This is a genomic window from Rhodopseudomonas palustris (assembly GCF_003031265.1).
In the GTDB taxonomy this organism is placed as follows: Bacteria; Pseudomonadota; Alphaproteobacteria; order Rhizobiales; family Xanthobacteraceae; genus Rhodopseudomonas; species Rhodopseudomonas palustris_H.
Genome location: NZ_CP019966.1, coordinates 1,776,999 through 1,789,818, shown reverse-complemented (window position 1 = coordinate 1,789,818; position 12,820 = coordinate 1,776,999). Strand labels below are relative to the sequence as shown.

The 12,820-nt window shown below is 64.5% G+C and carries 13 protein-coding genes; 9 read left to right on the top strand and 4 right to left on the bottom strand.

Translation table 11 applies throughout. The features are described 5' to 3' along the window. Positions 1 to 24: 24 nt before the first annotated feature. From hemN to RPPS3_RS08305, 5 genes are all read left to right on the top strand, one after another. Positions 25 to 1,374, top strand: coding sequence for an oxygen-independent coproporphyrinogen III oxidase (gene hemN, locus RPPS3_RS08325; RefSeq protein ID WP_107343652.1), 1,350 nt, complete (start codon positions 25 to 27; stop codon positions 1,372 to 1,374). A gap of 255 nt (positions 1,375 to 1,629) precedes the next feature. After that, a complete protein-coding gene (locus tag RPPS3_RS08320) occupies positions 1,630 to 1,932 on the top strand; it encodes a preprotein translocase subunit YajC (protein WP_011157224.1) in 303 nt (100 codons plus the stop codon). Between the two features lie 156 nt (positions 1,933 to 2,088). Continuing rightward, positions 2,089 to 2,631, top strand: coding sequence for a VOC family protein (locus RPPS3_RS08315; RefSeq protein WP_107343651.1), 543 nt, complete (start codon positions 2,089 to 2,091; stop codon positions 2,629 to 2,631). Positions 2,632 to 2,657: 26 nt separating this feature from the next. Then, positions 2,658 to 3,509 carry a 3,4-dihydroxyphenylacetate 2,3-dioxygenase gene (gene hpaD / locus RPPS3_RS08310; RefSeq protein ID WP_107343650.1) on the top strand — a complete coding sequence of 284 codons (852 nt, stop codon included), beginning with the start codon at positions 2,658 to 2,660 and terminating at the stop codon, positions 3,507 to 3,509. 106 nt (positions 3,510 to 3,615) lie between these two features. Continuing rightward, positions 3,616 to 4,299 (top strand): hypothetical protein, encoded by a 684-nt coding sequence (locus tag RPPS3_RS08305; RefSeq protein ID WP_107343649.1) that lies wholly within the window; start codon positions 3,616 to 3,618, stop codon positions 4,297 to 4,299. Between the two features lie 30 nt (positions 4,300 to 4,329). Here RPPS3_RS08305 and RPPS3_RS08300 read toward each other — a convergent pair whose 3' ends face one another. Next, positions 4,330 to 4,605 carry a metal-sensitive transcriptional regulator gene (locus RPPS3_RS08300; protein ID WP_011157220.1) on the bottom strand — a complete coding sequence of 92 codons (276 nt, stop codon included), beginning with the start codon at positions 4,603 to 4,605 and terminating at the stop codon, positions 4,330 to 4,332. A 51-nt stretch (positions 4,606 to 4,656) separates the two neighbouring features. Between RPPS3_RS08300 and RPPS3_RS08295 the strand changes: the two genes are divergently transcribed. Together RPPS3_RS08295 and RPPS3_RS08290 are read left to right on the top strand one after the other, a co-directional pair. Continuing rightward, positions 4,657 to 7,569, top strand: a complete 2,913-nt coding sequence (locus RPPS3_RS08295) for a heavy metal translocating P-type ATPase (protein ID WP_107346506.1) — start codon at positions 4,657 to 4,659, stop codon at positions 7,567 to 7,569. 141 nt (positions 7,570 to 7,710) lie between these two features. Then, positions 7,711 to 8,301, top strand: a complete 591-nt coding sequence (locus RPPS3_RS08290; RefSeq protein ID WP_107343648.1) for a hemerythrin domain-containing protein — start codon at positions 7,711 to 7,713, stop codon at positions 8,299 to 8,301. Positions 8,302 to 8,367: 66 nt separating this feature from the next. On the opposite strand, the gene queD is transcribed toward RPPS3_RS08290, so the two are convergent. Together queD and RPPS3_RS08280 are read right to left on the bottom strand one after the other, a co-directional pair. Next, a complete protein-coding gene (queD, locus tag RPPS3_RS08285) occupies positions 8,368 to 8,730 on the bottom strand; it encodes a 6-carboxytetrahydropterin synthase QueD (RefSeq protein WP_107343647.1) in 363 nt (120 codons plus the stop codon). Between the two features lie 209 nt (positions 8,731 to 8,939). Next, positions 8,940 to 9,128 carry a histone gene (locus RPPS3_RS08280; protein ID WP_107343646.1) on the bottom strand — a complete coding sequence of 63 codons (189 nt, stop codon included), beginning with the start codon at positions 9,126 to 9,128 and terminating at the stop codon, positions 8,940 to 8,942. A 372-nt stretch (positions 9,129 to 9,500) separates the two neighbouring features. Between RPPS3_RS08280 and RPPS3_RS08275 the strand changes: the two genes are divergently transcribed. Continuing rightward, positions 9,501 to 10,715: a GGDEF domain-containing protein gene (locus tag RPPS3_RS08275; protein ID WP_107343645.1), complete on the top strand. Its 1,215-nt coding sequence runs from the start codon at positions 9,501 to 9,503 to the stop codon at positions 10,713 to 10,715. Between the two features lie 29 nt (positions 10,716 to 10,744). Here the strand turns inward: RPPS3_RS08275 and RPPS3_RS08270 are convergent, their stop codons facing one another. Continuing rightward, positions 10,745 to 11,440 carry a sulfite exporter TauE/SafE family protein gene (locus tag RPPS3_RS08270; protein WP_107343644.1) on the bottom strand — a complete coding sequence of 232 codons (696 nt, stop codon included), beginning with the start codon at positions 11,438 to 11,440 and terminating at the stop codon, positions 10,745 to 10,747. Between the two features lie 102 nt (positions 11,441 to 11,542). On the opposite strand from RPPS3_RS08270, the gene RPPS3_RS08265 reads away from it, so the two are divergent. Then, positions 11,543 to 12,751 (top strand): ABC transporter substrate-binding protein, encoded by a 1,209-nt coding sequence (locus tag RPPS3_RS08265; protein WP_107343643.1) that lies wholly within the window; start codon positions 11,543 to 11,545, stop codon positions 12,749 to 12,751. Positions 12,752 to 12,820 lie beyond the last annotated feature (69 nt).

Sequence of the window (12,820 nt, the reverse complement as noted above, 5' to 3'; positions counted from 1 at the left end):
CGGGCGATCAGAGAGATCACGACGATGTCGTCTGCCCTCGACAAATACGCCAAGAGCTCGGTGCCGCGCTACACCAGCTATCCCACCGCGCCGCATTTCGCGAAGGACTTCCCGGAGTCGATTTATCGTGGCTGGCTTGCTCAGCTCGATACCGACGAACCGGTCTCGCTGTATCTGCACGTGCCGTTCTGCAAGCAGATGTGCTGGTACTGCGGCTGCAACATGAAGCTTGCTGCGAAGTACGATCCGGTCGCCGACTACGTCGAACACCTGATCGACGAAATCGATCTGGTCGCCGACGCCCTGCCCGGCACGATGCCGGTGCGCCATCTGCATTTCGGCGGCGGCACCCCGACGGTGATCGATCCGCAGGATCTCGGCGCGCTGATGACGCTGCTGCGCGAGCGCTTCGAATTCCTGCCCGACGCTGAAATCGCGATCGAGAGCGATCCCCGTACGCTGACCGAAGACATGGCCGCCAAGATCGGCGAGCTCGGCTTCACCCGCGCCAGCTTCGGCGTGCAGGAATTCGACCCGAAGGTGCAGGAAGCGATCAACCGCGTCCAGCCGCCCGAAATGGTCGCGCGCGCGATGCAGCTGTTCAAATCGGCCGGCGTCGAACGCATCAATTTCGACCTAATCTATGGCCTGCCCTATCAGACCGCCGAAGACCTGCGCCGCACCGTCGAACAGTGCGTCGAGATGAAGCCCGACCGGGTCGCGCTGTTCGGCTACGCCCACGTGCCGTGGGTCGCCAAGAACCAGCGGATGATTCCGGACGAGTCGCTGCCGAAGCCGGAGCTGCGCGCGACCCAGGCGGACACCGCTGCGGAAGCGCTGGTCAAGGGCGGCTACGTCCGCATCGGCATCGACCACTTCGCTCTGCCGGGCGACTCGCTGGCGGTTGCCGCCAAGACCGGCGAGCTGCACCGCAACTTCCAGGGCTACACCGCCGATGCGGCGCAGACCCTGATCGGGCTCGGCGCCACCTCGATCGGCCGCACCCCGAGCGGCTACGTGCAGAACATCAGCGAGACCGGCGCCTGGGCGCGCGCGGTCGAAGCCGGCAAGATTCCGGTGGCGCGTGGTCACGCCCTGACCCAGCAGGACAATCTCCGCGCCCACGTGATCGAACGCATCATGTGCGACGGCAAGGTCGATCTCGCAGCCGCCGGCAAGGCGTTCGGCTGTGCCGATGACTGGTACGCACCGGAGCAGGAGTCGCTCGCCGAACTGCAGCGCGACGGCGCCGTGGTGTGCAATGGCAGCAAAGTGACGCTGACGCCGGAAGGCGTCCGGCTGTCGCGCGTGGTGGCGTCGGTGTTCGACACCTACCTGCGCAACTCATCGGTCCGGCACTCGATCGCGGTCTGACCGACCTTACAATTTTACCAAACGCGAAAACGCGCGCCTCGGCGCGCGTTTGTCGTTTTGATGCAGCTCAATTGCAAATTCGCAGTTGGGTGGATTATTACCGCCGACGGTAATTCTAGCAGTCATCAGTATCCTTACGGAGCTGCATCTTTAACGGAAAATACCACATCTAGCAGCCTAATCGCCGCGTGGTTCTTCCCGTGCGGGTCGGCAACGTCGCAGCCCTCCACGATCGAACCAATCGAGGTACGTGCAATGGCCCACAAACTCAAAGTCACCGACGACATGGTTGCCAAGGCCGCCGCCGCATTCCGCGCCGCCAACGGCAACGAATTGTTCTGCCTCCGTGCCGCGTTGGAAGCCGCACTCGCCAACGAAACGTTCTCTGTCGGCGACGAAGTCACCACCCAGGGCGGCGCCACCGGCATCATCCTGTCGATCAACGGTGACGAAGCGCAGATCTCGTGGTCTTGCCGGGGCAAGACTTCCACCAAGCTCTCGGAGCTCGAACATATCGAGCACGCCGAGTCGGTGCTGGCAGATAACCGCGCCGCCTGATCCCTCCTGACTGTCTCGCGCCGGCTCCCTGCCGACGCCAAGCTCGCCGGCCGGCGTCTGTTACGCCGGCGGCTGGATCGTTGATCCACGTCAACCTCCCGACAGGCTGGTTTGATCCAATGCGGATCAAATGCACAAAACAATCGGGAGGACATCATGCAAATCCAGCAGATCCATCACGTCGCCTATCGCTGCAAGGACGCCAAGGAAACCGTGGCGTTCTACGGGCGGGTGATGGGGATGGAGCTGATCGGCGCGATCGCCGAGGACAAGGTGCCGTCGACCAAGGCGCCCGATCCCTACATGCACATCTTCCTCGATGCCGGCGCCGGCAACATCCTGGCGTTCTTCGAACTGCCGAACTCGCCGCCGATTGGCCGCGATCCGAACACGCCAGACTGGGTCCAGCACATCGCCTTTCAGGTCAATGACGTCGATGGGCTGATGGCGGCGAAGCAGCGCGCCGAAGCCGAAGGTCTCGACGTGGTCGGCCCAACCGATCACACCATCTTCAAGTCGATCTACTTCCGAGATCCGAGCGGCCACCGGCTCGAGGTCGCCGCCTGGACCGCAACGCCGGAGCAACTCTCCCAGATGAAGAGTGTCGCCCACGCGATGGTCGACGAATGGGCGGTGACCAAGAAGCCGCCGCGCCACACAGCGTGGCTGCACCAGAAAGAATTCGCCGACGTCGAATAGCACCAGCACGACTCGGGAGTTGCACGATGGGCAAGCTGGTGCTGGCGGCCAAGGTCAGTCACGTTCCCTCACTGATGCTGTCGGAGGCCTCCGACAGTCCGCTGCGGCAGGCACGAGCCGGTGCCGTCGCGGCGCTTCGCGAACTTGGCCGTCGCGCAAAGGAGCGCGAGGTCACAACCTTCGTGGTGTTCGACACGCATTGGCTGTCGAACTTCGGCTACCACATCAATGCCAATACGCAGCACCGTGGCTCGTTTACCAGTCACGAAGCGCCGCACATGATCCAGGACCTGCGCTACGACCTGCCGGGCGATCCGGCCTTAGCGCAGGCGATCGCCGTCGAGGCACAGAGCCGCGGACTGAAAGTCCTGGCGCATCAGGTACCGACGCTCGGGCTCGAATACGGCACCATCGTGCCGATGCACTATCTCAATCCCGACGGCTGGGCGAAGGTCGTTTCGATCGCTTCGCCACTGTTCACCTCGATCGAGGAGAGCCGCGCGCTCGGTGAAGCAACCCGCCGCGCGATCGATGCCTCCGACGAACGCGTAGCGATACTTGCTTCGGGCTCGCTGTCGCATCGGCTGTGGCCGAACAAGGATCTCGGCCCCGATGCCTGGACTACCATCGCCAGTGAGTTCAACCGTCAGGTCGACCTGCGGGTCCTGCAGCTCTGGCAGGAGCGGCGCTACCGAGAATTCACCGCGATGCTTCCGGACTACGCAGTGAAATGCAATGGCGAAGGTGGCATGGCCGACACGGTGATGCTGTTCGCGGCACTCGGGTGGGACGATTACACCGGCGAAGCCGAGCCATTATGCGATTATTTCCCTTCCAGCGGCTCCGGCCAGGTCAATGTCGAGTTTCATGTGAGTTAATTTGCACGTGTATTCAGCGCTCAGTACCGCCCCGGTGCCTTGACAAACCGCCTCGTCCCCGGCGGAATCCGGAATAATACGCCGCTACCCTAGCCGCGGGACAGGTATGACCGGAGTAAGCCATCTCGGAGTGCTTCAGCTCGCGATCCTGATCGGGATCGCGGCACCGGCGACGCGTGCTCAGGCGCAGTGGTGGCCGAACAAAGAGCCGGTCGATTACGAGGACTGCATCGCCAAGGGCGAGACCAAGGCGGCCACCCAGGACACCAAGGCGGCGCTGCAAACTCAGTGCGACGCCAAGTTCGCCGGCCGGCGCAAACCCGGCGGCGGCTACACCTATTTCGACTTCATGCAGAACCGCAGCTTCGATATCGCCGGCCCGAATCCGACGGCCGCCGAGCTACGGAAGATCGACGAGGAGTACACCGCGTTCCTCGACGAGCGCCGGCGGCAGATGATCGTGGCGGCGTTCACCGCCAAACAACAGCAGCTCGCCGCCCTGCAGCAACAGGCGACGGCCGCCGAGCCACCGCCCCCACTGCCGAAGCCCCGCGTTGTTGCTGATAAGCCGCGCTCTGCAGCTGACAAGCCCCGTGCCGCCGCTGACAAGACCCGACCTCGCGCTGAGAAGAAGCGCGCCGAGCGCAGACGCGCGACGGAGCCGCAGCGCTACGCCTGCGGCAGCAATGATCCGTTGTCCTGCGGTCTGACTCAGCTCTCCGCCGGCTTCAGCGCGGTGAAGACCTCGCTATTCGGGACATCGACGACGACCACCGCGCAACGTCGCTGAGCGCAGACCTCGCCGACTCACTCATCCGGTTCAGCGGCCGGAGCGCTGGATCACATCCATCAGTTCCGCGATCTTCTGGCGCTGATCGGCTTTGTCACCGCTGGCGATCGCGTGCTCGACGCAATGCGCGACGTGATCCTTCAGCACTTCCTCCTCCACCCGGCGCAACGCGGCGCGGACCGCTGAGATCTGGGTGACGATGTCGATGCAGTAGCGCCCCTCCTCCACCATCTTGGAGATGCCGCGCACCTGCCCTTCGATCCGCCCCAGCCGTTTTTGGCACGACGCCTTGATGTCTTTGTGCATGTCGGATATATACCCCTACACGGTATGGGTTACAAGCGCCAGGGTGACGCAATGCGCGACGCGGAGCATGCGGGGCAAGACGCCTCTGTCAAGAACACGGGCTGCTGCGGTTCTGCAGGGGCGAATGCGCCCGCAACCTCGTCCTGCTGCGGCGGACCAGCGAGCGCATCGGCGCCCGCCACGACAACGGCGACCGACCCGGTGTGCGGTATGACCGTCGACACCGCGACCGCGCAGCATCGCTTCGATCACGACGGCCAGACCTACTATTTCTGCTGTGGCGGCTGCCGCGACACTTTCGCGGCCGATCCCGCCGGCGTGCTGGCAAAGGCCGCCCAGCCCTTCACGCTGCCGCCGAAGGCAGCCCCGAAGCTGCATCAGCTGACGGATCTGCCGGCGAAGTCCTCATGCTGCGGCGGTGGCGACCACGCCCATCATCACCCAGCGCCTGAAGCGAAAGCAATCGATCCGGTCTGCGGCATGACCGTCGATGTCGCCACCAGTAAGCACAGCTTCGAACACGACGGCACCACCTATCACTTCTGCTGCGGCGGCTGCCGGACGAAGTTCGCGGCCGATCCGCAGCGCTATCTGGCCAAGGCGGCCAGTTCGTCCTGTTGCGGCGGTGCGCACGACCACGCCGACCATCATCACAGCGCCTCCGCTGACGACGGCAAGGTGATCGACCCGGTGTGCGGCATGAAGGTCGATCCCGCCACCAGCAAGCATCACTTTGCCTACAAGGGCACGACCTATCACTTCTGCCGCGAAGCCTGCCAAACCAAGTTCGCCGCCGACCCGGTGTCGTATCTGGACAAGAGCAAAGCCAAGCCGGCCGCCGACGTGCCGGAAGGCACGATCTACACCTGCCCGATGGATCCGCAGATCCGCCAAGTCGGCCCGGGCACCTGCCCGATCTGCGGCATGGCGCTCGAGCCGGAGCTGGTGTCGCTCGATGACGCACCGAACCCCGAGCTCGTCGACATGACGCGCCGGTTCTGGTTCGGCCTGGTGCTGGCGTTGCCGGCTGTTGTGCTCGAGATGGGTGGTCATCTCGTCGGCGGCCACGGCCTGATCGATCCGGCGCTGTCGAACTGGATTCAGCTCGTCTCGGCGACGCCTGTCGTGCTGTGGGCCGGCTGGCCGTTCTTCGTGCGCGGCTGGCAGTCGGTGGTGACGCGCAACCTCAATATGTTCACCCTGGTCGCGATGGGCACCGGCGTCGCGTACGTCTACAGCCTGGTGGCGACCGTCGCGCCGCAGCTATTCCCGCCCGCCTTCCGCGGCCATGGCGGCACCGTTCCGGTGTATTTCGAAGCCGCCGCCGTGATCACCGTTCTGGTCCTGCTCGGACAGGTACTCGAACTGCGCGCCCGTGAAGCCACCTCCGGCGCCATCAAGGCGCTGCTCGGGCTCGCGCCGAAGACAGCCCGCAAGATCGAAGCCGATGGCCGCGAGCACGAGGTCGAGATCGATAGTCTCAGCGTCGGCGACAGGCTGCGTGTGCGTCCCGGCGAGAAGGTGCCGGTCGACGGCACCATTATCGAAGGCCGCGGCACGCTGGATGAGTCGCTGGTCACCGGCGAGTCGATGCCGGTGAGCCGTGAGACCGGCGGCAAGGTGGTGGCGGGTACGCTGAATCAATCCGGCGGCTTCGTGATGCGCGCCGATCAGGTCGGCCGCGACACCATGCTGTCGCGCATCGTGCAGATGGTGGCGCAGGCCCAGCGCTCGCGCGCGCCGATCCAGCGCGTCGCCGATCTGGTCGCCGGCTGGTTCGTGCCGGCGGTGCTGCTCGCCGCCATCGTCGCCTTTGCGGCCTGGGCCACCTTTGGTCCGGAACCGCGACTGACCTTTGCGTTGGTCGCCGCCGTCAGCGTGCTGATCATCGCCTGCCCGTGCGCGCTCGGCCTCGCGACCCCGATGTCGATCATGGTCGGCGTCGGTCGCGGCGCGCAGGCCGGTGTGCTGATCCGCAACGCCGAAGCGCTGGAGCGGATGGAGAAGATCGACACCCTGGTGATCGACAAGACCGGCACGCTCACCGAAGGCCGGCCGAGCGTGGTGGCGATCGTAACCGCGGACGGAACAGATGAAGCCGAGCTCTTGCGGCTTGCCGCCAGCGTCGAGCGCGCCAGTGAGCATCCGCTCGCCGACGCCATCGTCCGCGCCGCCAAGCAGCGCAACCTCGATCTCGCCGACGTCACCGGTTTCGACGCCCCCACTGGTAAAGGCGCGACCGGCACGGTCGCAGGCCGGACGGTAGTGATCGGCAACCCGGCGTATCTCGCCTCGCTCGGCATCGACACGGCTTCGCTCGCGGCCAAGACCGAGCAGTTGCGCGGCGACGGCGACACCGTGGTGCATGTCGCGATCGACGGCCGCCTCGCCGGGCTGTTCGCCATCGCCGACGCTGTGAAACCCTCGACGCCCGCGGCCCTGACGGCGCTCGCGGCCGACGGCATCAAGGTGATCATGCTGACCGGCGACAACCGCGTCACCGCAAACGCGGTCGCCCGCAAGCTCGGTATCGCCGACGTCGAGGCCGAGGTGCTGCCGGATCAGAAGAGCGCAGTGGTCGAGAAGCTGCGGCAGCAGGGCCGCGTGGTGGCGATGGCCGGCGACGGCGTCAACGACGCCCCGGCGCTGGCTGCCGCGGATGTCGGCATCGCGATGGGAACCGGGACCGACGTGGCGATGGAAAGCGCCGGCGTCACGCTGCTCAAGGGCGATCTCGGCGGCATCGTTCGCGCCCGCAACTTGTCGCAAGCGACGATGCGCAACATCCGGCAGAATCTGTTCTTCGCCTTTGTGTACAACTCGGCCGGCATTCCGATCGCGGCCGGCATCCTGTATCCGAGCTTCGGCCTGCTGCTGTCGCCGATTATCGCCGCTGCCGCGATGTCGCTGTCGTCGGTCAGCGTGATCGGCAACGCGCTCCGCCTGCGCCGCACCGCGTTGTAACAGCAGCGCGGTTGCGACTGATAGCCGCCTGCGTCCAGTTGATCTAACGCAAGGATTGGCGATCGATTGGACGTATTTTGCGGTCGCGAAGGTTTGCCGCAAATCGCTGCGTATTTGCGGATAGCGACATCGAGGTCGGCCATGTCACGAATCATTGAATTGCTGAACGACGAGCACCGCAACATCGCGCGCCTGCTCGACGTGCTCGAACAAGAGCTCAGCGTCTTCGATCGCCGCGAGCGACCCGACTACGAAATCTTCCAGGCCATTATTCAGTACTTCAAGGAGTACCCGGAAGCCTGTCACCACCCGAAGGAAGACGTCGTCTATCGCATCCTGAAGGAGCGTAATCCCGCGGTTGCCGGCACGGTCGGTGACATCGAGAAAGAGCACGAGCTGGAAGTCGATCGCCTCGCGAACTTCGCCAAGGTGGTGGACGATGTGCTGGCCGATCAGGAATTGCCGCGCCAGACCTTCCACGCTGCGGCGCGCGACTTCATCGAGCACCAGCGCCGCCACATGCTGAAGGAAGAACAGCTGCTGTTCCCGGCCGCGCTCGAAACGCTGACTCCGGAAGACTGGGCGAAGATCGACGCGCGCATCGACGATCGCAAGGACCCGATGTTCGACGGCGAGACCGCGAGCAAATTCCAGAACCTGTATGCGACCATCCTGCGCTGGGAGCAGGAAACCGCAGCCGAGCGCAGCAAGACGGCGGCGGTGCGCGCCTGACCTTCGCCTCGGTCCGCGTCTCCCGCGGACCGATCTATGAGGGCGGCCTCTGAGCCGCCCGAGACGTCAGTCGTCTTCGCCGGCGTAATCGGCCCAGCACTCTGAGGTTTCGTAGACCCGCACGCCGCAGAGCTGCGGCAGCTCCGGCTTGGTGCGGCGCCAGATCCAGATCGCGATATTCTCCGCGGTCGGATTTTCCAGCCCCTCGACCTCGTTGAGACAGTAATGGTCGAGCCGCTTCAACAGCGGCCCGAACGCGGCCTCGATCTCGAAAAAGTCCAGCACGAAGCCGGTGACCGGATTAATCGGCCCGCTGAGCTGCAATTCGACCCGATAGGAATGCCCATGCATCCGCTTGCAGCGGTGGGTTTCCGGCACGTTGGGCAAATAATGGGCGGCTTCGAAGCGGAACGCTTGGGTGATCTTCATCGGTCTTGGGGGTTGGGGCGGCGGGTGCCGGCAGGAACGTCGGCGGGACCCTATAAGAGCGGCTGCCGCATTTGAAGCCGGCTATGCCCCCAAAACTGCCGCCGGGCAAGTCCGCCAGCCGCAGGGCCGCTCTGCCTCGGCATGCCGCTCAGGCCGCCGATACCGTGGGCGGCCGGCGGAGGCGCCCCGCCGGGGCGCCTCCGTGGCAGTTACTTCTTGGCCTTCTTGGCTTTCTTAGCCGTCTTGGCCTTCTTTACGGTCTTCTTGGTCGCCTTCTTCGTCGCTTTCTTGGCGGCCTTCTTCGTCGCCTTCTTCGTGACCTTCTTGGCGGCCTTCTTCACCGTCTTGGCCTTCTTGGCCTTGGCGACGGTCTTCGCCTTCTTGGCTTTCTTCGCCATCTCGTCCTCTCGAGCTGATGGATACTAACGCCACGCGAGACGGGACCGGGCTCGCCGATCTTGCAACCGCCTCCGTTTTGATCGGAACAGATTCGCTGCCACTTCTATCGGCTGACGAAGATATTTCGCATTGTTATCCACAATTGTTCGCTTATTTCGCGCAATTCGCATCGTTAATGGCGAGTGAACAGCGACTGTCACGCAATGGTGCGGCGCCGTTCACCGTTTCAAAACCAACTCGTATTTTTGCGAAGCATGATCAGAGTCCGTTAAACGCTCGCGGCGCACCCTCCGCTCAACTTTGGGAGTAGTCATGGGCGGACGGCAGATAACAATCGGAGGTTGGGTGGCCTCCATCGAGTGGAGGCACGCATGTTGAGCATGCCGACGCTCTGGATCGTCTTCCTGATCAATTTCGTTTCGCTGGGCCTGGTGTGGGTCCACGTCACCCGTAACTATCCGAACTTCACGCCCGCCCGTTACATGACGGCAGCCTGCTTCGTGCTCGCGACGGGCGCGGTCGTCGGCATGCTCCGCCTCGTGATCAATGTCGAACTCTCGCTGATCGGCGGCGGCACACTGGTGGTCTTCGCCTGCTGTTTGTCCGCGATGGGCATGTACGAGTTCTACGGCCGCCGCGTGCCCTGGACGATGGCGTTCATCGTCACGGGCGCAGTCGCGGCTGGACTGAGCTTCTTCATCTTTGTCGTCGACTCGATGGCGATGCGGATCGTGGTGTACTCGATGGCACAGCTGATCCCGACTGCCCTAACGCTGCCGCTGGTTATGTCCAAGGTGGGGCGGCGCAACCCGGGTGCACGGATGGCGGGCGTGATCGCCAGCCTGATCGTAGCGGTCTATGTGGTGCGCTCGATCGCGGCGATGATGGGCGTCGGCGGCGAACTCTCGCTGGTTCACTTCAACGACTTCCAGGCCGGGCTGGTGTTGGCGCTGGTATTCCTGTCGATGACGTGGAATTTCGCTTTCCTGCTGATGGCGATCGACCGGCTGCGCTCGGAAGTTGAAAATCTCGCGCTGCTCGACGACCTCACCGGCGTCTCCAACCGCCGGCATCTGCTGCAGCGGATGTCGGAGCAGTGCACGGTTTCGATGAGCACCGGCGAGCCGTTCGCCGTGCTGGCGATCGACCTCGACGGCTTCAAGGCGATCAATGACGGTCATGGCCATGCAGCCGGTGACGAATGCCTACGCCGGTTCTCGCGGGCCGCGCAGTCACGGCTGCGCCCCGGCGATCTGCTGGCACGCGCCGGCGGCGACGAATTCTGCGTGGTGATGCCGGGCACGACGCTGCGCGAAGGCGTCATGATCGCCCGCTATATCCTGGACGAAAGCCGCGCCGTGTCGGCCCGCGGCGAGGCTGGGATCAAGATCGCAGCGTCGATCGGCGTCGCGCAGTGGACCCCGCAGATCGGCCTCCACCCTGAGCGACTGATCGCAGCGGCGGATGTCGCGCTGTACAACGCCAAGAAGCTCGGCAAGGACCGCTACGCGGTGTACGAGCCGGCCCCCGAGCCGCCGCCCGAGACCCATCTCCCCTCACCTGAGACGCTGCGCAAGATCGCCTGACACTGCGCCCGCCGGCGCTTTGCTTCGCTCTAAGCGAGCAGCGTCGCGTGGATGGTGCTCACCCCGATCGCGATCGTGAGAACACCGACCGCGCCCTGCAGCAGGCGGTTAGCGGTCGTCAGCGAGCGCGCCGAGATCACCACCGGCACCGCGATCACGGCCGATAGTGCTCCCATTCCGACCATCGAGCCCAGTCCGAACAGCGCAACGTAAAGTAGCCCCTGTGCCGGGCTCGGCGCCTGCGACACCGCCAGCACCAACAGCGCCGCCGAGCCGGCCATGCCGTGCATCAGGCCGACCAACAGCGTCCGCCAGCGGAAGCCGTGCTCATGCCGATGCGCGGTGGGCGCGTCGTGGCTCAACCGGTCGGCATGGCTATGCAAATGGAGGTGGCGCACACCGTCGCCGTGCTGATGGACATGGACGTGAACCCGGTCGCGCCACAGCCGCCACAGCAGATGCCCGCCGAGTGCCACCAGCATGAAGCCGACCGCTCCCTCCAGCGGATGGGCGATCTGCTCGGGGATCGCGTGGCCGATCACCAGCGCGAGGCCCGCAAACAGGAACAGCGTCAGCGTGTGGCCGAGGCCCCAGGTCAGTCCGTGCTTGACGATATCGGCGACGCCGCTGCGCCGCGCTGCGATCGTCGACACCGCGGCGATGTGATCGACCTCGAGCGCATGCTGCATCCCGAGCAGAAACCCCAACCCCAGTATCGCGAACATCGGCCCCTGGTCATCGCGCCGCCGGTAAATTGCGGTGGCAGCAGAATGGTGTAAGTTTCTTAATCACAACACGGCCGCAGAGCCGGAACAAGGGAGAAACGAATGATCGCCAGATCGATCGCGGCGGCGATGATGACGGCTGCGCTGCTGTCATCGTCCATCGCCCGCGCGCAAGTCTCCGACGACGTCGTCAAGCTCGGCGTCCTCACCGATATGAACGGCCCTGCCTCGACACCGACCGGACAGGGCTCCGTGACCGCGGCGCAAATGGCGGTGGACGATTTCGGCGGCACCGTGCTCGGCAAGCCGATCCAGGTGATCGTCGGCGACCATCAGCTCAAGCCCGATATCGGCGCCACGCTGGCGCGGCGCTGGTACGACGTCGAGCAGGTCGACCTGATCCTCGACGTGCCGGTCTCCGCCGTCGGCCTCGCCGTCCAGAACATCGCCAATGAGAAGAAGCGGCTGTTCATCGCCCAGTCGACCGGCGCGGCGGACTTCCACGGCAAGTTCTGCAGCCCCTACGCCATGCAATGGGTATTCGACACGCATGCCCTCGCGGTCGGCACCGCACAGGAGGTGGTGAAGCGCGGTGGCGACACCTGGTTCTTCATCACCGACGACTACGCCTTCGGCCAATCGCTGGAGAAAGACGCTGCCGCAATGGTCACCAAGACCGGCGGCAAGGTGCTCGGCTCGGTGCGGCCGCCGTTTGCGACCTCGGACGTGTCGTCGTTCGTGCTGCAGGCGCAGGCCTCGAAAGCCAAGATCATCGGCATCGCAGCCGGCCCGCCCAACAACGTCAACGAGATCAAGACCGGCGGCGAATTCGGCATCTTCAAGGGCGGCCAGCAGATGGCGGCGCTGCTGGCGCTGATCACCGACGTGCATTCGCTTGGCCTGCCCACCGCGCAGGGACTGCTGCTGACGACGTCATTCTATTGGGACATGGACGACAAAACCCGCGAATGGTCGAAGCGCTATTTCGCCAAGATGAACCGGATGCCGACGATGTGGCAGGCCGGCGTGTATTCGGCGACCATGCATTATCTGCAGGCGATCAAGGACGCCGGGACCGACGATCCCTTGAAGGTCGCAGCCAAGATGCGGGAGAAGCCGGTCAATGACTTCTTTGCCCGCGGCGGAAAGCTGCGCGAGGATGGGCTGATGGTCCACGACCTGATGCTGGTGCAGGTGAAGACCCCGGAGGAGTCGAAATATCCGTGGGACTATTACAAGATCCTGGCTCACATCCCCGGCGAAGCTGCGTTTGGCCCACCCGATCCTGCCTGCCCACTGGTGAAGAAGTAGCGGGCACTGATTTCGAAGGCAGCGAGAGTCTCGATGCCTGTCTCCGTCATTGCGAGCGAAGCGAAGTAA